Raw genomic sequence first — 19102 nt, 5'->3', positions numbered from 1 at the left:
AAGCCGACGCATGAGCGAAACCGAAGAAGTCCTGCGCATCGCGGCCAAGGGCGATGGCGTTACCGCATCGGGCCGCCATGTCCCCATGACAGCCCCCGGCGACACCGTAGCGCCAGACGGCGCCGTTACGCCCGGTCCCCACCATGCCACGCCGCCCTGTCGCCATTTCCGGAAATGCGGCGGGTGCCAGTTGCAGCAGTTGGACGAAGACAGCTGGACCGCCTTCGTCCGGGACCGCGTCGCCAATGCCGCGGCGGGGCAGGGATTGGAACCGGCCGAGTTTCTGCCGCCCCACCTCTCGCCGCCGAACAGCCGTCGCCGCGCGACCCTGCACCTCGAAGCACGCGGCAAATCGGCCCGCATGGGTTTTCGCGAAGGCCGCAGCCATGCCATCGTCGACATGGCCGAATGTCCGGTCATGGCCACGGACCTGTTCGCGATGGTCGCGCCGCTGCGTAACCTGTTCGCCAAGTTCGCCCGCAAGCGACTGGCCGCCGACATTCACCTGACGCTGGCGGACCAAGGCGTGGACTGCAACGTCAAGGGCTTCACGCCCGACGGTCTGGCCGAGACCGAGGCGCTGATCGACTTCGCGCAAGCCCACGGCCTTGCGCGTCTGACGATGGACGATGGCTACGGCCCGGAAACGCATTGGGAGCCGGACCCGGTTACCGTCACTTTGGGCGGTGTTCCTGTCAGCCTGCCGCCCGGCAGCTTCCTGCAGCCGACGCAGGAGGGTGAGGCCGCGCTGATCGCCGATGCGCGCGAGTGGCTGGCGGGGGCAAAGACGGTGGCGGATCTGTTTTCCGGTCTGGGCACCTTTGCCTTTGCGTTATCCGATGGCGCGAAAGTTCTCGCCGCAGAGGCCGCGCGCGACGCGCACCTGGCGTGTAAGGGTGCGGCCGGCACGGCGCAGCGGCAGGTGTTCGCCCAGCACCGCGACCTGTTCCGCAATCCGCTGCTGCCCGCCGACCTCGGCAAGTTCGACGCGGTTCTGCTCGATCCTCCGCGTGCCGGGGCGAAGGAACAGGTTGCGCGGTTGGCCGAAAGCACCGTGCCGCGCATCTGCTACATCAGCTGCAATCCCGCCAGCTGGGCCAAGGATGCCGCCACGTTGGTCGCGGCGGGATATCGGCTGGAAAAGCTGCGCCCGGTCGGCCAGTTTCGTTGGTCCACGCACGTCGAGCTGGCCAGCCTGTTCGTGCGCGAAAGCTAGTTGAGGACCGACAGCAGCGCGCGGACCGACAGGATGGCCATTACCAGCGTCGACACAACGTAGATCATCGCCCGCACTTTCACGATATTGATACGCGCCTGATAAACGGAGTGCACCACCCGCAGCGCCAGATAGGCCCAGGCCAGTACCTTGTCGTAACCCGTGGGTCCGCCGATGGAGAGCATGATGACCGCCGCGTAATAGACGGTCGGCTGCTCCATCAGGTGGGCATAGTTGTGCGCTGGCCAGTCGCGGCGGCCGGGCGGTAGCATCTTTTGCAGGTCGCTTCCGCGCAGACCGGGCTCGATCTTCGAAGGGTCGAGCTTCATCGCGGAAAAGGTGCCCGCCCGGTCGACGAGCATCCAGATGGCCATGACCATCGTCCAAACGACCAGCAACGCCGCCGGTATCAGTATCGCCTTGTCGGGCATTTGCGCAGACCTCTTTCCCCGGTTGAGGCGCATGTGATGCGGCGGGCGCGGCCACTTGTCCAGTCCCGCCCGGCCCACAGCGAAACCTGTCCTTGTCCTGCAACGGCAGGGGCCTATATCGGCGACCAACCCCAAAACACACCCCACGATGCGGGAGACGAGATTTGAGCAAGGTTCTGGTTATCGGCGCGGGCGGCGTCGGTTCGGTCGCGGTCCACAAGATGGCCATGAACACCGATATTTTCTCCAGCATCGCGCTGGCCAGCCGCACTGTTTCCAAGTGCGAGGCGATTGCCGATTCGGTGAAGCAGCGCACCGGCGTGACTATCGAGACCTATCAGATCGACGCCGACGACGTTCCGGCGACGACCGACCTGCTGGAGAAAGTGCGCCCTGACCTCGTCGTCAATCTGGCCCTGCCGTATCAGGATCTGAACATCATGGACGCCTGCCTGAATGCGGGTGTCGATTACATGGATACCGCCAACTACGAACCGCGCGATCAGGCGAAGTTCGAATACAAGTGGCAGTGGGAATATCAGGACCGCTTCAAGGAAGCGGGCCTGATGGCCCTGCTGGGCAGCGGCTTCGATCCGGGCGTGACCAGTGTCTTCGCGATGTGGCTGAAGAAGCACAAGCTGAAGACGATCCGCCTGCTCGACATTCTCGACTGCAACGGCGGCGATCACGGACAGGCCTTTGCCACCAACTTCAACCCGGAAATCAACATCCGCGAAGTTACCGCCCCCGCGCGGCACTGGGAGGATGGCCAGTTCGTCGAGACCCCGGCAATGGGCGTACGTCAAGAGTTCGACTTCGAGGCCGTCGGCCCGAAGAACATGTACATGATGTACCACGAGGAGCTGGAAAGCCTCGCCCGCTTCGTGCCCGAAATGGAGCGTGCGCGGTTCTGGATGACCTTCGGCGACGAGTACATCAAGCACCTGACCGTGCTGCAGAACGTGGGCATGACCCGCATCGACCCGGTGATGTACGAAGGGCGCGAGATTATCCCGCTGCAGTTCCTGAAGGCGGTGTTGCCTGAACCCAGCAGCCTTGGCGAGACGACCAAGGGCAAGACCAACATCGGCGATATCGCCACGGGCGAGGCGCTGGACGGCAGCGGTGAAAAGACGTTCTACATCAAGAACATCTGCGACCACGAGGATGCCTATGCGGAAACCGGCAATCAGGCGGTCAGCTATACCACCGGCGTTCCGGCGATGATTGGTGCGGCGATGATGCTGACCCGCAAATGGCGGGGCGAAGGTGTGTTCAACATGGAGCAGTTCGATCCCGATCCGTTCATGGAAATGTTGAACGAACACGGGTTGCCGTGGACGGTCGAGGAACTTGACGGCCCGCTGTCGTTTTAATCGCCATGCGCGCTCTTTTCCTCGCCCCGTTGCTCCTGCTCTCCGCTGCCTGTTCGCAGGCGGTGGCGGATGAACCTATGCCCGCCGACGAAATCGCAGCGCCCGACGCGCAGGGCATGGCGGAAGACGGCGATCCCAATGGCGCGGCGTGCGAAGCGGCGGGCGGTTTTCTGGACCGGCGGGGCAGGGCGCAAACGTTGATGTGCGTCCACCCCTATGCCGACGCGGGCAAGGCCTGCACCGATAACCAGCAGTGCGACGGCAAATGCGTCGCCGCGGTCGACGACGGCCCCGATGGCGAGGTCGTTGGCACTTGTCAGGCGGATGACGCGCTGTTCGGGTGCTATGCCGAGGTGGTGGACGGTAAACTCGTCCGCGCGATCTGCGTCGACTGAAATTTTTTTGCGGAGGGATTGATGGAAACCCGTGCCGGCGATCCCGGCGCCTTTGCGCGCTTTGACCTGAACCTTGTCGACAGCCCGGCCTTCGTCGTCGATTCGGCCAAGCTGCGCGACAACTTGCGCATTCTGGCCGACATTCGCGACCGCGCCGGTATCAAGGTGCTGTCCGCGCTGAAGGCGTTTTCGATGTGGTCGGTCGCGCCAACCATCGGCGAATATCTCGACGGGGTGTGCACCTCGGGCCTGTGGGAAGCGCTGCTGGCGGGCGAACGCTATGACGGCGAAATCGCGACCTATTGCGCGGCCTACAAAGAAGAGGACATGGAGGAAATCCTGCGCCTCTCCGACCATGTCATCTTCAACACGCCGATGCAGCACGATCGGTTCAAGGAAATGATCGAACTGTCGCGCAACCGCGGCAATACTTTTGATGTCGGCCTGCGCATCAATCCGATGCATGCCGAGGGCGAGGTGCCGCGCTATGACCCTTGCGCCCCGCATTCGCGGCTGGGCTTTCCAATCGACCAACTGACCGAGGAGCATCTGGAAGGGATCGACGGCATCCATTTCCACACGCTGTGCGAGCAGGATTTCGAGCCGCTGAAGCGCACGTGGGAGGCTTTGCTGCCCTACCTCGAAGACGTGATTCCCGACATGAAGTGGCTGAATTTCGGCGGCGGGCATCACATCACGCGCAGCGATTACCAGCGCGACGACCTTGTCCGCTTCCTGATCGACGTGCGCGATACCACGGGCTGCGAGATCTACATGGAGCCGGGCGAGGCGGTCGCGCTCGACGCCGGGATCCTCGTCGGCACCCTGCTCGACACGCACTGGAACGGCATGCCGTTGGGCATTACCGACGTTTCGGCCACCTGCCATATGCCCGATGTGATCGAGGCGCCGTATCGCCCTGCGATGCTGGGCGAACTGCCCGAGGAATCGGGGCTGGAACCGATCCGGCTGGGCGGGCCGTCATGCCTCGCGGGCGATGTCATCGGCGATTATCGACTTCCGTTCAAACCGGAGCCGGGCGCGCGATTCGCGTTCCTTGATCAGGCGCACTATTCGATGGTGAAGACGAACACCTTCAACGGCGTTCCGCTGCCCTCGATCTGGCTGTGGGACAGCGAGACGGGCATGCTCGAGAAGATCAAGGGCTTTGGCTACGATGCGTTTCGCGATCGGCTGAGCTGATCGGGGAAATCTCCGCCGCAAAAGGCGGAGCGACCCACAGTGTGACCGGTCCGGACAAACCGTAAGACTGATTCCCAACCGTCAGGAAGGTGCCACCCGGACAAGGCGGCAGCCGGTCGGGCAGCCTAGTGTCACACCGCGGATCGCTCACACCGATCCCCGGTCGGCAGGCCCGCGTTGCCGCAAGTCCCGCTTTCTAAGGACCCGATCCGCCGAATTGGAACAGAAACGGCAAGACCGGGCGCAATCATTGACTAGACGGAGTTTCGCCAAAGACCGCTGTTACAGTTCATCGATATATGACAATCGATGCCGGCGACCCGGCCAGGCCAATCCCCCAATCGACCCGGAACGCGCGCAAGTTGTGCCTGAAATCGGACAAGATGCGAGTTGCACCGCACTGCGCATCGTAATGCACCGTCTTGCAACTTAGTTGCAAACAACCTGATTGTTGTTAATTGAAAGCCAATGGAAAAGGTCGAGAATCTTTCAGAAAAGCTTGATATGCTCTTGAAGGCGTCTTCGCTTAGTCGCGTGGCATTGGCGCAGCAGGTGGGCGTTGACAAGTCGCTCGTCGGGCGCTGGGTCAAGGGAACGATCCATCCCGGCGAACACAATCTTGCCCGGCTGACGACGGTTTTTCGTGAGTATTTTCCGGATATTACGCTGGCCGACTGGTATGAGGACCGGGCCGAGATGGCACGGCGCATCGGCATCGTGTTCCATGGTGCGGCGCCCTTGGGCCCAGATCTGCTGGCCGAAGGGCCGTTTGCCAAGATGGTCGAAGCGTCGAAGCCCGAGATGGAATTCCGCGCCCCCGCCTATGAGGGGTTTTGGCGAACGACACGCCCTTCGGTGATGATGCCCGATCAATTGTTCCACGATTACGGCATCTTCCGGATCGACGAAAACGGTATGCTCGACATCGAGATGGAAGGATCCGGCCTGCACTTCACCGGCTGGATGCTGCCGATGTCGGGCAATGTCTATGTCTTCCTGTTCGACCCGGTGGGGCGCACACCGCTGATCGTGTTGATGAAGGGCGTGACGCTGCCGCGCGCCATCACGCTGGAAGGACTGCTCCTGCTCTCGGCGCTCGATTCGGGGCGGACCCCAGCGGCTTTGCCGATTCTGGTTGAGCGTCTGGGCGATCTTTCGGGCGATCATGAAGCTGACAAGGCCCGCCTTCGCAAGATTATCGAGGAAAAGCCCGATCCGATCGACCCGGTATCGGACGAGGATCGCGATCGCCTGCTGTTTCGCGACGTCGGCCCGGCCGCCGCCGCCGCCGGGGGCAGCCTGTACATGGCGGTTGGCGGCGCGTTTTCGCGCGGAACGACGACGGATGGGCTGAAGGGCTGATCCCGGGCGAACCGGATCGACCCGTCCCGCCACACGCGCGATCCGTCCGGGGCAGGCTTGCCAATGACAGGCGCAGTTTTCACTTGCAGTTCATCGTGGCTGACTTATATGCGCCCCCTCGCTGCCGAGCCCCAAGGAACTCCGGTTCTCAAGGGGGGACTTCCCAACCGCAAGGCAGCCCTTGTGAGAACGAACCGTTTTGGGGGTCCCTTGAGTTGCACCATCATCCAGACGCCGCTGCTGTAGTCCGCGCCACCGCTCCGGACGAACCGGTTATCCTGAACCGCCCGCATGCCGCTGCGCGCGCAGCCGAATTCTTCGTCACGAAGTTTCCGGGCAAGGTGCTCTATGCGGTAAAGGCGAACCCTTCGGCAGACCTGCTGCGCATTCAGTGGGACGCGGGCGTAACGCATTACGACGTCGCCTCTATCGCCGAGGTGCGCTTGGTGCGCGAAACGCTGTCAGAGGCAACGCTGTGCTTCATGCACCCGGTTAAGACCGAGCGTGCGATCGCAGAGGCCTATTTCGATCACGGCTGCAAGACCTTCAGCCTCGATTCGGTCGAGGAGCTGGAGAAGATCGTTCGCGCCACGAAGGGTGCGAAGGATCTGCGCCTTTGCGTGCGCCTGCGCGTGTCGTCCGAATATTCGGAATTGTCGCTGGCCGCGAAGTTCGGCGTCGACCTGACCGAAGCGCCAGCGCTGCTGCAGGCGACGCGTCAGGTGGCCGACTGGCTGGGCGTGTGCTTCCACGTCGGGTCGCAGGCGATGACGCCCTTCGCCTACGTTCAGGCGCTGGACCGCGTTCGCGCGGCCATTGCCGAAGCGTCGGTGGTTATCGACATGATCGACGTCGGCGGGGGCTTCCCTTCGATCTATCCCGGCATGGAACCGCCGCCGCTGGAAGATTACTTCAAGATCATCCACCAGCATTTCTATGCGCTGCCTATCGCCTACAACGCCGAATTGTGGTGCGAACCGGGCCGTGCGCTTTGTGCCGAGTACAATTCGATGATCGTGCGCGTGGAAAAGCGCCGCGGGAACGAGCTGTTCATCAACGACGGTGCCTATGGCGCATTGTTCGATGCCGCTCATATCGGCTGGCGCTTTCCGGTGCGGCGTATCGCCGCCGACGGGACTGCGGGCAACGATGTCGAGGCGGAGGACTTCGCGTTCTATGGGCCTACGTGCGACGATGCGGACTTCATGGAAGGTCCGTTTCAGTTGCCGTCCGACATCAAGGCGGGCGACTATATCGAGGTCGGGATGCTCGGCGCCTATGGCGCGGCGATGCGAACCGGGTTCAACGGCTTCGGCACCGGTCCGGTGGAAACCGTGGCGGACGAACCGATGAGCAGCCTTTATCGCGGCGACCGCGACGATCCGCGCGTTTCGGATAATGTTGTCTCGCTGCGCTAGGCCTGGGTCGTCTCGCTACGTTGAGACTTTGCGCTGAAACGATCCGGGATGGTAAGGTGCTGTTAGCCTTGCCATCCTAGGTCCGCATCATGGCCAAGAAATCTTCTCCCGTCGCGACCCCGTTCGCGGCCATCGCCTGCCTTCTTCCGCTGCTGCCGGTCGTTCTGTGGCCGGGAACGGGCGTGCTTGCGTCTATCGCGCTTGCTGGCCTCGGTTTGCTGTTCTTCCGCACTTCACGCAAACCCACCCTGGCGATGGTCTGGAAAAGCCGTGTCGCCTCGATCCTGTTCGGTGCTGCCATAGGTGCGGCGATGGCGTGGGGCATCGCCAATTTCGTGCGCCCGCTGGTCGAAGGCTGGCTGGGCAAGGGCGTGTCCATCGGCGGGCTGGACCAGGTGGCGGGCAACCCGCTGTTCTTCGCGATCACGCTGACCATAGCGCTGGGCAGCGCGGTGGTCGAGGAACTGATCTTTCGCGGTTACGTCATCGGCTGGGGCGCGCAGATATTCGGCACCAAATTCGCGCCCGCGCTGATGCTGCTGACCACGGTTGTGTTCGGCTATGCCCACTGGGAATATGGACCGGCCGGGGCGGTCGTCACAGGCTTTGCGGGGCTGGTGCTCGGCACGTTGTATCTGATCTGCGGTCGCCGATTGCTGCCCTGCATTTCCGCGCACATGACGTTCAACCTGATCGGATCGGTCGCGCTTTACATGGCGTAAGGCGCGGTGCCGCGACGTTCTCGCCATACTGGCCTATCGATGCTAGCGCGGGCGGCATGACACTGCCCGCATCGCTCTCCTCGCGCCTTTCGCTGCCGATCATCGCTTCGCCGATGTTCATCATCTCTCAGCTCGATCTCGTCATGGCGCAATGCCGGGCTGGGATCGTCGGCTCTTTCCCGTCGCTCAACGCACGCGGCGAGGGAGAACTCGAAGGCTGGCTGGAACGGCTGAACGCCGAACTGACCGCGGACGATGCGCCCTATGCGGTCAACCTGATCGTCCATCACAGCAATGCGCGGTTGGAGGAAGACCTCGCGCTCTGCGTAAAGCACCGTGTGCCCATCGTGATCAGCTCGCTGGGCGCGCGGGAAGAGGTGAACGCGGCGATCCATTCCTATGGCGGGATCGTGTTTCATGACGTGATCAACGACCATTTCGCGCGCAAGGCCATTGCCAAGGGCGCGGACGGGCTGATCGCAGTGGCGGCGGGCGCAGGCGGCCATGCGGGCACGACCAGCCCCTTCGCGCTGATCGGGGAAATCCGGCAGTGGTTCGATGGGCCGGTGGCGCTGTCAGGTTCTATTGCGACCGGCGATGCCGTGTTGGCGGCGCAGGCGATGGGCGCGGATCTTGCCTATATCGGATCGGCCTTCATCGCGACCGAGGAGGCTGTGGCGGTACAGGAATACAAGCAGATGATCGTCGACAGCCATGCCGCCGACATCGTCTATTCCAACCTGTTTACCGGGGTGCACGGCAACTACCTGCGCGGGTCGATCGCGAAGGCCGGGATGGATCCGGACGACCTGCCAGAATCCGATCCGTCGAAAATGGACTTTGGCGCGAGTAAGGCGTGGAAGGACATCTGGGGCAGTGGACAGGGCATTGGCGCGGTCGATGCCGTGGTGCCCGCCGCGAAACGCATTGCGCAGATCGGCGCGCAATTCCGCGCCGCGAAGAAACGAATTTGTAGCGATAGCTGAGCCAGGAACGGCCCGGCGGATCAGGCCGCCTGGGCCAGTTCGATTTCCAGCCTTTCCCAGATTTCCACCAGCGCCTTTACCAGTTCGGTCATCATCGCCTGCGTGTGGGCGGGGCCGGGGGTAAAGCGCAGGCGTTCGGTGCCGCGTGGCACGGTCGGGAAATTGATCGGCTGAACATAGACGCCATATTCGGCCAGCAGGATGTCGCTGATCTTCTTGGCGCGGACGGGATCGCCCACCATCAACGGCACGATGTGCGTGGTCGAATCCATCACCGGCAGACCCGCATCGCGCATCGCCTGCTTCAGAAAAGCGGCGCTGGCCTGCTGGCCTTCGCGTTCGATGCTGCTGCTCTTCAGGTGTTTCACACTGGCCAGCACGCCCGCGACCAGCACGGGGGAGAGTGACGTGGTGAAGATGAAACCCGGTGCATAGCTGCGTACGCAGTCGATGATCTTCTTGTCGGCCGCGATATAGCCGCCCATCACGCCGAATGCCTTGCCCAGCGTGCCTTCGATAATGTCGATGCGGTCTGCGGCTTCGTCGCGTTCCGAAATACCGCCGCCGCGCGGGCCGTACATGCCGACGGCGTGAACCTCGTCGATATAGGTCAGCGCGTTGTATTTGTCGGCAAGGTCGCAGATCGCGTGGATCGGGGCGACGTCGCCATCCATCGAATAGACCGATTCGAAAGCGATCAGCTTCGGCACATCCGGGTCTTCGGCGGCGAGCAGTTCTTCCAGATGGGCGACATCGTTGTGCCGCCACACCCGCTTTTCGCAGCCCGAATTGCGGATGCCCGCGATCATGCTGGCGTGGTTCAGCTCGTCGGAAAAGATGATGCAACCCGGCAGCAACTTGCCCAGCGTGGTCAGCGTCGTATCGTTCGAGACATAGCCCGACGTGAACAGCAGCGCGCCTTCCTTGCCGTGCAGGTCGGCCAGTTCGTGCTCCAGCTCTACGTGATAGTGCGTGTTGCCACCAATGTTGCGGGTGCCGCCGGAACCGGCGCCGACGTTGTGCAACGCCTCTTCCATCGCCTCGACCACCTTGGGGTGCTGACCCATGGCAAGGTAGTCGTTCGAACACCAAACGGTGATCGGCTTCGGCCCGTTGTGCCCGGCAAAGCAGCGCGCATTGGGATAGGCGCCCTTGTTGCGCAGGATGTCGATGAAGACGCGGTAGCGGCCCTCTGTATGAAGCCGTTCGATCGCCTGGTCGAAAACCTGATCGTAGTTCACTGACGCACTTCCACTGCTTTCACCGTGGGAACTGGCGCTGATGCGTGTCTCGTGACCGATCAGCCGCAGCCCGTCCCGTTTCCCGCGCCCATAGTCCATCATGCCTCTCCCTGCAAAGTTTTTAACCCTGGGCAAAGATTTTGGGCCGGGTGTCCCGCATCGGAAAAAAAGAGTTGGGTCGGCCGCCGTTCATGGCCCCCTCGCACAAGAACGACGACCGGAGCTTCCTTTGCCAGCCAATGGCTAGGCAATCTTTGCGTCAGGTCAAATTGGCCTAAAGCACGACGATCTCGTTGATTCCCCGCGCCGCCAGCGCGGGGCGCAAGGCCTCGATACCGTCCGCGCCGGTGAAAACGGCGCGATCCGGGCGGCTTCGGGCAAAGTCCTGCCCTTGCGTCAGATGCGCAATGTGGCGGGCGATTCCCGCTGCGCCGTCGACTTGCCGCACGTCAGGGCCGAAGACTTGCGCCAGTTCCTCGGAGAGCAGCGGAAAGTGCGTACAGGCGAGCACCAGTGTATCGATTGTGTTGCCGCTGGCCATCATGCGCAGGTTTTCGGCGGCTTCCTCTATCGCCGCCATATCGACCGGTTCGCCACGCAATTTGGCCTCCGCAGCGGCGACAAGGTCGGGGGCGGCGAGGCGGAGGAGGGTCTTGCCTCGCGCGAACTCGGCCTCAAGGTTGTCGACATAGGCCTGCCGGATCGTCGCTTCTGTCCCGATCAATCCGATCACGCCGGTCTGCGTCAGGGCGGCGGCGGGCTTGATCGCGGGCACGGTGCCGACGATGGGGATGTGCAGAACGTCGCGCACCATGCCCAGCGCGATAGTGCTGGCGGTGTTGCAGGCGATGCAGGCAAGGCGCGGCTGGTACCGTTCCGCCATCCGGCCCAGCAGGCCTGCGACCCGCGCGGCGATCTCGGCCTCGCTCTTGCTGCCATAGGGCAAGCCAGCGGTATCGGCGGCGTAGATCACCGGCGCATCGGGCAGCGCCTTGCGCACCGCATCCAGCACCGACAGTCCGCCGACGCCAGAATCGAAGATCAGCAGCGGCGCATCTGGTGCGGGTGGATAGGCGGGCTTGTCCATCGCCACGCGGCATGGCGCATCGCGGGCCGCACTGGCAAGCGGCGTGCTTCGCTTGTGCCCGCAATCCGATGGCGCTAGCGTCCGGTGCCGACCGGCGATGGGCCGGGCGAGAGGACCTTTTTTCCGAGACTTTTCATGTCCCTGACATCGCTGATTGCCGCCATCCTGCTGGGTTACATCCTCGGCTCGATCCCGTTCGGGGTCATCCTGACGCGTGCCGCGGGGGCGGGCGATCTGCATTCCATCGGCAGCGGCGGTACCGGCGCGACGAACGTCCTGCGCACCGGGCGCAAAGGGCTGGCGGCGGCGACATTGCTGCTCGACCTGATGAAGGGCGTGGCCGTCGTCGCACTGGCCCGCGCGTTCTGGCCGGGGCTGGAGGCGATTGCCGGCCTCGCCGCCGTTGTCGGCCATTGCTATCCGATCTGGCTGCGCTTTCGCGGCGGTAAGGGCGTGGCGACGCTGATGGGCGTAGCGCTGGGGCTGTCGTGGCAGGTCGGGCTGGCGTTCGCGCTGGTCTGGATTGGCGTGCTGGCGATTACCCGCATATCCTCCGCTGGAGGGATGAGTGCCGCGATTGCCGCGCCGATCGTGGCCCAATTGCTGGGCTATCAGCTTTATGCCCCCGCGCTGGCGGCTATGGCGCTGGTCGTGCTGTGGCGACACCGCGACAATATCCGGCGGCTGCTGACGGGCAAGGAACCGCGTATCGGGCAGAAGGGCTGATCCGCGCGAGATGACGATTACGCAGGAAGAAGCCTTTGCGCGCATCCGTCTGCTGCGCTCTACCAACGTCGGCCCCGTTACCTTTCGCCAGTTGCTGATGCGATTCGGCAATGCTGTTGCCGCCTTGGAAGCACTGCCGGATATGACCGCACGCGGCGGGCGCAAGCAGGAGGTGGCCGATGCGGGCCGTGTCCGCGCAGAAGTCGCGGCGGTGCGCGCGGCGGGGGCGCGATACCTGTTTCACGACGATCCGGCCTATCCCGCGCTGCTGAACGAAGCGCCCGGATCGCCGCCCATCGTAACCTATCGCGGCGATGTCGCGATGCTGGCCAAGCCCGCCGTGGCCATCGTCGGTGCGCGCAATGCCAGCGCGGCGGCGCTGAAACTGGCGCGGCGGTTCGGGGAGGAACTGGCGCAGCAGGGCCGCCTCGTCGTCTCCGGCCTTGCGCGGGGCATCGATGCGGCGGCGCATGAGGGAGCGCTCAGCACTGGCGCAACCGCAGGCGTCATCGCGGGCGGTATCGACGTGACCTACCCGCCCGAACATGCCGAGCTACAGGAACGGATCGCCAGCGAAGGTGTGTTGATTGCCGAACAGCCCCCTGGCGTCGAACCGCAGGCACGACACTTTCCGGGGCGCAACCGGATTATCGCAGGCCTTTGCGCCGGAACGCTGGTTGTGGAAGCCGCGCCGAAATCGGGTAGCCTGATTACCGCCCGGCTGGCGGGGGAGGCGAACCGCGAAGTCATGGCCGTGCCCGGCAACCCGCTCGACGGTCGGGCGCGGGGGTGCAACCAGTTGATCCGCGACGGCGCGGTGCTGGTGCAGACGGCGGACGATATCGCCGAACTGCTCGATGGCTTCACCGGCGCGCCGCGATCCACCTTCCGCGAGGAACCGGCGCATTTTGACCTGATGCCGCCCGAACTGGTCGAGGCCGAACCTGCCGACGTCGCAGTCCTTCTCTCCACCGCGCCTGTTCCGGTCGACGATATCGTGCGCGCCAGCGGCGAAAGCACGGCGGCGGTGCAACTGGCGCTGCTGGAACTGGAACTGGCCGGTCGGCTGGTTCGCCACGCGGGCGGGCGGGTTTCGCTGGCCTGAGGCGTCAGACATTACCGTCATGGTAATGTCCTGATCCGAGCATGTAACTACGCCCCGACCCGCACCCCGGCCTACGATCCCCGCAGGGATAAATTCGCAGGAATCGGGGGCATTATCATGCAAGTCATCAGGAAATTCGTGCTGCTGGTCATGCTGGCCATCGGCATGGCTGCCGCACCGGCCATGGCCAAGGAGGAGGTCGTGAAGGTCAAGGACCGCAAGGCAATGACCGGGGCGACGCAAGTCGCGGTCGCCGCGTTCAACGTCGGCTTCATTTTCGAATCGACCGACCAGATCGCGAAGACCGGCGGTATGCTGGGCGCGTTCGGCGGTGTGACCAAGGCGAAGAGCGAGCTTGTCGGCGTGACGCCGGAAATGATGCAGGCCATCGCCGATGCCGCCTATGCCGATTTCATGGACAAGCTGGCTGCGCAAGGCGTTGCCACCGTGCCGGTCTCTACCCTGTTCGCCGATGCCAACATCGCCAAGGCCAGCGAAGGCAACGGCCCACGTGAGGCGAAGATCATGCTGGAAAAGAAAAGCTCCGGCGTTGCCACCTTCGTCAAACCCAGTGCGCTGCCGGGTCAGATCGTGCTGACCGGCGACCTGCCTGAAAAGGACGGCGGATTCATGGCGATCGGCAAGAACATCGCCGCCGGGGGGCGGCAAGCCGCGATTGCCAGCTATGTGCGCGAAACCGGCATTCCGGTCGTCAGTGTCGTCTATCTGATCGACTTTTCGGATCAGAAGCGCCCCGGTGCGTTCAGCTTCGGCGGCGGGGTGAAGGTCAACGCCAACCTGTCGGTCGTGCCCGACTATTCGAAAGTCACGGTGCTGGGCAAAAAGGGCCAGAACGACATCGTCCTGCAACAGCAGATGTCGGTCGATGGCGATTTCATCGAACAGGCAGAGGCGACCGGCGGCACCGAAAAGACCGCGCAGGCCGCCGCCAACATCGGCGGGGGCATTGCCGCCGCGATGGGCATCGGCACCCCGCGCATCGGCAAGACGCGCAAGTACGCCTTTAACGCCAAGCCCGGCAATTACGAACAGGGCGCGACGCAGGCCGCGACGATGGCGAACGACGTCATGGTCGGCCAACTCGCCGCGCTGCGCTAACCGTCTCGTCCGTTCCGAGACGCATGGGACCCGGTTGTGGCAACACGGCCGGGTCTTACTTTATTGGCTTGACCATCCTAGGGGGGCGTACCCAAATTCGCGCGTACACGTGTAAGGGGGCGTGTCCTCGCGCTCTCTCCCCTCGGGATATTTGAATGCAACTTGTTATCGTCGAATCGCCGGCCAAGGCGAAGACTATCGAGAAATACCTGGGCTCGGACTACAAGGTCCTTGCCAGTTACGGCCATGTCCGCGACCTGCCGCCCAAGGATGGCTCTGTCCGCCCGGACGAGGGCTTTGCGATGGATTGGGAACTCTATGGCGACAAGCAGAAGCAGGTTCGCGCCATCACCGATCTGGCCAAGCAGGCCGACCGCCTGATCCTTGCCACCGACCCTGACCGAGAGGGGGAGGCGATTTCGTGGCACGTTCAGGAACTGCTGACCAAGCGCAAGGCTCTGCCCAAAGAAGTAGAGCGCGTAACTTTCAACGCCATCACCAAGAAGGCGGTGACCGACGCGATGGCCGCCCCGCGCCAGCTCGACCGCGACCTGATCGATGCCTATCTGGCGCGTCGTGCGCTGGACTATCTGTTCGGATTTACGCTCTCCCCCGTGCTGTGGCGCAAGCTGCCCGGTGCGAAGTCGGCGGGCCGCGTGCAGTCGGTCGCGCTGCGCCTGATCGTCGAGCGCGAGCGCGAGATCGAGGCGTTCAAGCCCGAGGAATACTGGAGCGTGCTCGCCCATCTGGAGCATGACGGCACCAAGTTCGACGCGCGCCTTGTCAAGTTCGAGGGCGAGAAGCTGGAGCGGCTGAGCCTTGGCGACGAAGGCATCGCGATGCGCGCGAAAAAGGCGGTCGAGGATGGCCTATTCACCGTCGAGAACGTCGAAACCAAGCCGCAGCGCCGAAATCCCGCTCCGCCGTTCACGACATCGACCTTGCAACAGGAAGCCGCGCGCAAGCTGGGCTATTCGGCCAGCCACACGATGCGACTGGCGCAGGGTTTGTACGAGCAGGGCGCGATCACCTACATGCGTACCGACGGGGTGCAGATGGATCCCGGCGCGATTTCCGATGCTCGCAAAGCGATCTCGGACCGTTTCAACGGGCACTACCTGCCCGAAAAGCCGCGCATGTATCAGACCAAGGCCAAAAATGCGCAGGAAGCGCACGAGGCCATCCGCCCCACCGATTTCACCAAGGACCGGGCGGGGCAGGGCGATGCGGCCAAGCTGTACGATCTGATCTACAAGCGCGCGATGGCCAGCCAGATGGCCAGCGCCGCGCTGGAACGCACCACCGTCACCATGCGCGACGGCACCGGCAGCCACGAACTGCGCGCCACCGGACAGGTCGTGAAGTTCCCCGGCTTCCTCGCGGTCTATGAAGAAGGTCTCGATCAGAAAAGCGACGACGACGAGGACGGCCTGCTGCCGTTCCTGAAGTCGGGCGACCGTCCGGCCAAGACCGGCGTCGACGCCAGCCAGCACTTCACCCAGCCACCGCCGCGTTTTTCCGAGGCCAGCCTTGTGAAGCGCATGGAGGAACTGGGCATCGGGCGGCCTTCGACATACGCTTCGGTCATTCAGGTCTTGAAGGATCGCAACTACGTTCGCACGGAAAAAAACCGTTTCTTTGCAGAGGATTCGGGCCGACTGCTGACCTCGTTCCTCGAACGCTATTTCGAACGCTATGTCGCGTACGACTTCACGGCGGGCATGGAAGAGGAACTGGACGACGTATCGGGCGGGCGGGCCGATTGGCAGGCCGTGCTCGACGCGTTCTGGCGCGATTTCAAGCCCAAGTCCGACGAGGTGATGGAGCAGAAGCCTTCGGAGATTACCGAAGAGCTGGACAAGTTCCTTGAGGACTATCTCTTCCCGCCCAAGGACGACGGCAGCGACCCGCGCGCCTGTCCGCTCTGCGCCGATGCAGGTCGCGAGGGTGGCCGGTTGTCGCTGCGCGGCAGCCGCAACGGGCCGTTCATCGGCTGTGCGAACTACCCCGAATGCAAGTACACGCGCGGCTTTGGCCAACCCGGCGGCGAGGGTGACGAAGGCGGCGACGGGATCGTCGGCCAGCACCCCGAAACGGGCGAGGACATCGTCCGCAAGACCGGACGCTATGGCCCCTATATCCAGATGGGCGATGGGAAAGAGGCGGCACGCGCCTCGATTCCCAAGGACATTCCGGAACTCGATCTGGAATGGGCGGTGAAGCTGCTGTCGCTGCCGCGCATTGTTGGCGATCATCCCGAAACCGGCAACCAGATCGAGGCCAATATCGGGCGCTATGGCCCGTACCTGCGTCATGATGGAAAGTACGCGAAGCTGACCAGCACCGCCGACGTTTTCGACACGGGCATGAACGCGGCGGTTACGCTGTTGGCAGAGGCCGCGAACCGCAAAGGCGGCACGCGTACCAAGGCCGAGCCGTTGAAGACCTTTGGCGCACACCCGGAAAGCGGGGGCGAGATCAAGCTGCTGGCCGGTCGTTATGGCCCCTACGTCACCGACGGGACCACCAACGCCACGATTCCGCGCGACATGAAGCCGGAAGATGTGACCGAGGAAGACGCGGTTCGCCTGATCACCGAACGCGCCGCCAAGGCCCCGGCGAAAAAGAAGGCCAAAAAGAAAGCACCCGCCAAAAAGGCATCGGCCAAAAAGGCCCCGGCGAAAAAGAAGGCCCCGGCCAAGAAAGCCGCCGCGAAGAAGGATGACTGACTTTGGCGGAACCGGATAGCACCGGCCGCGATCCGACGAAGGCGGAGCTGGAAGAACACTTGGGCCTGCCGATGCCGCGTCGCCTGCTGGCAATTGCGGCGATCAGTTTCGGCAACATGGTGCTGGTGCTGGACGGCGCGATTGCCAATGTCGCGCTGCCCACCCTGTCGCGCGAACTTGGCGTTACGCCGGGCGAGGCGACGAACGTTATCGTCGTCTATCAACTCGTCCTTGTCATGGGCCTGTTGCCGATGGCGAACCTTGGCAGCCGGATCGGATTGCGCAGGCTGTACCAGATGGGGCTGGCGATATTCTGCGTCGCCTCTGCCGCCTGCATGTTCGTCGAAACGATGACGCAGCTTCTGTTGCTCCGCGCCGCGCAGGGGATCGGCGCGACGATGAGTCTGGCGGTGTCGGTCGCGATGTTGCGCGCAATCTATCCGGCAAAGAACCTTGGCGCGGGGCTGGGCTTCAACAGCGTGATCATCACCAGCAGCCTTGCCGTCGGACCGATGGCGGGCGGGTATATTCTCGCCCATTACGACTGGCAGTGGATCTTCGTGATGGCCGCGCCATTGGCGGTGATCTCGCTTTTGCTGGGCCGCTTCTTGCCTTCGGACGAGAAACGATCGGGCATGCGCGATATTCTGGGCTCGGTGTGGGTCGCGGTGACGATGGCGATGCTGATCGGCGGGGTGCAGGTCGCCACGCATGTCAGGCCGCTGGCCGTGGGCCTTGCGGTGGTTGCCGCCGGTCTGGTCTCAATGGTCTTGCTGGTCCGCCGGGAAATGCGGCGCGACCTGCCGATCGTCCCGGTCGACCTGATGGCGACGCCGCGTGTCGGTCTGTCGATCCTTGCCGCCTTCGGGGGTTTCATGGCTACGGGCCTGATGATTGTGGCGCTGCCGTTCCGGCTGGAACAGGCGATGGGCTTTACGCCCGATCAGGTCGGCCTTTTGATGACGCCGCTCCCGCTCACGCTGATGCTGGTGAACCCGCTTTCGGGCTGGCTGTCGGATCGGATTGCCCCGTCGAAACTGGGCGTTTCGGGGCTGGTCGTCGCGTCCGTCGGGCTGGTGCTCTATGCGACGATGCCCGACAGCGCGTCGGCTTTCGACGTGACGTGGCGGATCGTGATTTTCGCGGCGGGGTTCGGGTTCTTTATCGCGCCCAATTCGCGCCTGATCGTGGGCAGTGTGCCGCTGGACCGTACGGCGTCGATCGGCGGCATGATGCAGACCACGCGCCTGTTCGGTCAGGCTTTGGCCGCCAGCGCGGTGGGCGTGCTGCTGTCGCTGGGTCTGGGTGAAGGGCCGACGCCGCCGCTGATCGCAGTCGGCTTCGCCGCGATTGCCGCGGCCTGCTCGCTGGTGCGGTTTCGCACGGTGATGGCCCAGCGCCGCCGCGCCGCCGCGATCAGCGACGCGCCCTACTGATCCGTTTCGGCGACGAAGGCGGCGGCGTCCTTGCTGCCGTCGCGGACGAAATCGCGAACATGGTCGAGCAGCGCGGCGACGAAGGCGCGTTCGTCATCCTTGCTGGCAAAAGCCTTCTTTGGGATCGTGAAGGTCTGCAGATCGACCTGCACCATCCAGCAGGTGGGGCCGGACACGATGGCGGCCACCGCATCCCACCGAACGCGGTATTCCATGCGGCCATTGTCGACGATGAACGCCTCGTCCGAGACCGTGAAACGGGCCTCTACCCGTCCCGGCATCCCGCTTTCGTACAGCGCGCCCAGAAACCGGCGGCGATGTTCGCGCCATGCCCATAGCGTGCCAAAGCCGTAGGCGATGACCGTGACAAAGGCGTAGACCAGACCTTCGAACTGTTGGAAGAAAATCGCGAAGGCCGGTTGCCACATGAACAGCATCATGCGCACCGAAGGCATGACCATGCCAACCAGGGCGACGGCGGCGAAGATGCAGCCGAACAGTATCGCCTTCATGAAACTCTGAGACCCCATCAGGTGGGGCCAAACATGCG

General features: G+C 63.6%; 17 protein-coding genes. 13 read left to right on the top strand and 4 right to left on the bottom strand.

Features of this window, described 5'->3' with window-relative positions:
* Positions 1–10: 10 nt before the first annotated feature.
* The gene (locus AB433_RS11445; protein WP_047821093.1) at positions 11–1216 is read left to right on the top strand and encodes a class I SAM-dependent RNA methyltransferase; all 1206 of its coding nucleotides are present in this window, start codon (positions 11–13) and stop codon (positions 1214–1216) included.
* On the opposite strand, the gene AB433_RS11440 is transcribed toward AB433_RS11445, so the two are convergent.
* Positions 1213–1647, bottom strand: a complete 435-nt coding sequence (locus tag AB433_RS11440; RefSeq protein WP_047821092.1) for an MAPEG family protein — start codon at positions 1645–1647, stop codon at positions 1213–1215. The genes AB433_RS11445 and AB433_RS11440 overlap by 4 nt on opposite strands.
* A gap of 164 nt (positions 1648–1811) precedes the next feature.
* On the opposite strand from AB433_RS11440, the gene AB433_RS11435 reads away from it, so the two are divergent.
* From AB433_RS11435 to AB433_RS11405, 7 genes are all read left to right on the top strand, one after another.
* Positions 1812–3023 carry a saccharopine dehydrogenase family protein gene (locus AB433_RS11435; protein ID WP_047821091.1) on the top strand — a complete coding sequence of 404 codons (1212 nt, stop codon included), beginning with the start codon at positions 1812–1814 and terminating at the stop codon, positions 3021–3023.
* A 5-nt stretch (positions 3024–3028) separates the two neighbouring features.
* Positions 3029–3418, top strand: a complete 390-nt coding sequence (locus AB433_RS11430; protein ID WP_156170794.1) for a hypothetical protein — start codon at positions 3029–3031, stop codon at positions 3416–3418.
* A gap of 21 nt (positions 3419–3439) precedes the next feature.
* The gene (locus AB433_RS11425; RefSeq protein ID WP_047821090.1) at positions 3440–4621 is read left to right on the top strand and encodes a carboxynorspermidine decarboxylase; all 1182 of its coding nucleotides are present in this window, start codon (positions 3440–3442) and stop codon (positions 4619–4621) included.
* A gap of 534 nt (positions 4622–5155) precedes the next feature.
* Positions 5156–5983, top strand: a complete 828-nt coding sequence (locus tag AB433_RS11420; protein ID WP_156170793.1) for a hypothetical protein — start codon at positions 5156–5158, stop codon at positions 5981–5983.
* A gap of 215 nt (positions 5984–6198) precedes the next feature.
* Positions 6199–7401 carry a type III PLP-dependent enzyme gene (locus tag AB433_RS11415; protein ID WP_047821088.1) on the top strand — a complete coding sequence of 401 codons (1203 nt, stop codon included), beginning with the start codon at positions 6199–6201 and terminating at the stop codon, positions 7399–7401.
* Between the two features lie 89 nt (positions 7402–7490).
* Positions 7491–8123, top strand: coding sequence for a CPBP family intramembrane glutamic endopeptidase (locus AB433_RS19525; protein WP_053059129.1), 633 nt, complete (start codon positions 7491–7493; stop codon positions 8121–8123).
* A gap of 56 nt (positions 8124–8179) precedes the next feature.
* Positions 8180–9109, top strand: a complete 930-nt coding sequence (locus tag AB433_RS11405; RefSeq protein ID WP_047821087.1) for an NAD(P)H-dependent flavin oxidoreductase — start codon at positions 8180–8182, stop codon at positions 9107–9109.
* A 20-nt stretch (positions 9110–9129) separates the two neighbouring features.
* Here AB433_RS11405 and hemA read toward each other — a convergent pair whose 3' ends face one another.
* Together hemA and murI are read right to left on the bottom strand one after the other, a co-directional pair.
* The gene (hemA, locus tag AB433_RS11400) at positions 9130–10350 is read right to left on the bottom strand and encodes a 5-aminolevulinate synthase (RefSeq protein WP_047823927.1); all 1221 of its coding nucleotides are present in this window, start codon (positions 10348–10350) and stop codon (positions 9130–9132) included.
* Positions 10351–10624: 274 nt separating this feature from the next.
* The gene (murI, locus tag AB433_RS11395) at positions 10625–11437 is read right to left on the bottom strand and encodes a glutamate racemase (RefSeq protein ID WP_047821086.1); all 813 of its coding nucleotides are present in this window, start codon (positions 11435–11437) and stop codon (positions 10625–10627) included.
* A gap of 135 nt (positions 11438–11572) precedes the next feature.
* Between murI and plsY the strand changes: the two genes are divergently transcribed.
* From plsY to AB433_RS11370, 5 genes are all read left to right on the top strand, one after another.
* Positions 11573–12163, top strand: a complete 591-nt coding sequence (gene plsY, locus AB433_RS11390; RefSeq protein ID WP_047821085.1) for a glycerol-3-phosphate 1-O-acyltransferase PlsY — start codon at positions 11573–11575, stop codon at positions 12161–12163.
* A 10-nt stretch (positions 12164–12173) separates the two neighbouring features.
* Positions 12174–13268: a DNA-processing protein DprA gene (dprA, locus tag AB433_RS11385; protein WP_047821084.1), complete on the top strand. Its 1095-nt coding sequence runs from the start codon at positions 12174–12176 to the stop codon at positions 13266–13268.
* 117 nt (positions 13269–13385) lie between these two features.
* Positions 13386–14387 (top strand): hypothetical protein, encoded by a 1002-nt coding sequence (locus AB433_RS11380; protein ID WP_245626652.1) that lies wholly within the window; start codon positions 13386–13388, stop codon positions 14385–14387.
* A gap of 155 nt (positions 14388–14542) precedes the next feature.
* A complete protein-coding gene (topA, locus tag AB433_RS11375) occupies positions 14543–17116 on the top strand; it encodes a type I DNA topoisomerase (protein WP_047821083.1) in 2574 nt (857 codons plus the stop codon).
* Positions 17117–17118: 2 nt separating this feature from the next.
* Complete coding sequence (locus tag AB433_RS11370; protein ID WP_245626651.1) at positions 17119–18552, top strand: MFS transporter; 1434 nt, start codon at positions 17119–17121, stop codon at positions 18550–18552.
* On the opposite strand, the gene AB433_RS11365 is transcribed toward AB433_RS11370, so the two are convergent.
* A complete protein-coding gene (locus AB433_RS11365) occupies positions 18546–19064 on the bottom strand; it encodes a YcxB family protein (RefSeq protein WP_169749347.1) in 519 nt (172 codons plus the stop codon). The two genes, AB433_RS11370 and AB433_RS11365, sit on opposite strands and share 7 nt — an antisense overlap.
* Positions 19065–19102: the final 38 nt, after the last annotated feature.

Origin of the sequence: Croceicoccus naphthovorans, assembly GCF_001028705.1 — a bacterium.
GTDB classification, from domain to species: domain Bacteria; phylum Pseudomonadota; class Alphaproteobacteria; order Sphingomonadales; family Sphingomonadaceae; genus Croceicoccus; species Croceicoccus naphthovorans.
This window is presented reverse-complemented; position numbering and strand designations above follow the sequence as displayed.

Bases quoted from the DNA above. Each gene is read 5' to 3' on its own strand.
- AB433_RS11445 (WP_047821093.1), top strand. From the start codon at position 11: ATGAGCGAAACCGAAGAAGTCCTGCGCATCGCGGCCAAGGGCGATGGC.
- AB433_RS11440 (WP_047821092.1), bottom strand. From the start codon at position 1,647: ATGCCCGACAAGGCGATACTGATACCGGCGGCGTTGCTGGTCGTTTGG.
- AB433_RS11430 (WP_156170794.1), top strand. From the start codon at position 3,029: ATGCGCGCTCTTTTCCTCGCCCCGTTGCTCCTGCTCTCCGCTGCCTGT.
- AB433_RS11425 (WP_047821090.1), top strand. From the start codon at position 3,440: ATGGAAACCCGTGCCGGCGATCCCGGCGCCTTTGCGCGCTTTGACCTG.
- AB433_RS19525 (WP_053059129.1), top strand. From the start codon at position 7,491: ATGGCCAAGAAATCTTCTCCCGTCGCGACCCCGTTCGCGGCCATCGCC.
- AB433_RS11405 (WP_047821087.1), top strand. From the start codon at position 8,180: ATGACACTGCCCGCATCGCTCTCCTCGCGCCTTTCGCTGCCGATCATC.
- murI (WP_047821086.1), bottom strand. From the start codon at position 11,437: ATGGACAAGCCCGCCTATCCACCCGCACCAGATGCGCCGCTGCTGATC.
- plsY (WP_047821085.1), top strand. From the start codon at position 11,573: ATGTCCCTGACATCGCTGATTGCCGCCATCCTGCTGGGTTACATCCTC.
- dprA (WP_047821084.1), top strand. From the start codon at position 12,174: ATGACGATTACGCAGGAAGAAGCCTTTGCGCGCATCCGTCTGCTGCGC.
- AB433_RS11380 (WP_245626652.1), top strand. From the start codon at position 13,386: ATGCAAGTCATCAGGAAATTCGTGCTGCTGGTCATGCTGGCCATCGGC.
- topA (WP_047821083.1), top strand. From the start codon at position 14,543: ATGCAACTTGTTATCGTCGAATCGCCGGCCAAGGCGAAGACTATCGAG.
- AB433_RS11365 (WP_169749347.1), bottom strand. From the start codon at position 19,064: ATGAAGGCGATACTGTTCGGCTGCATCTTCGCCGCCGTCGCCCTGGTT.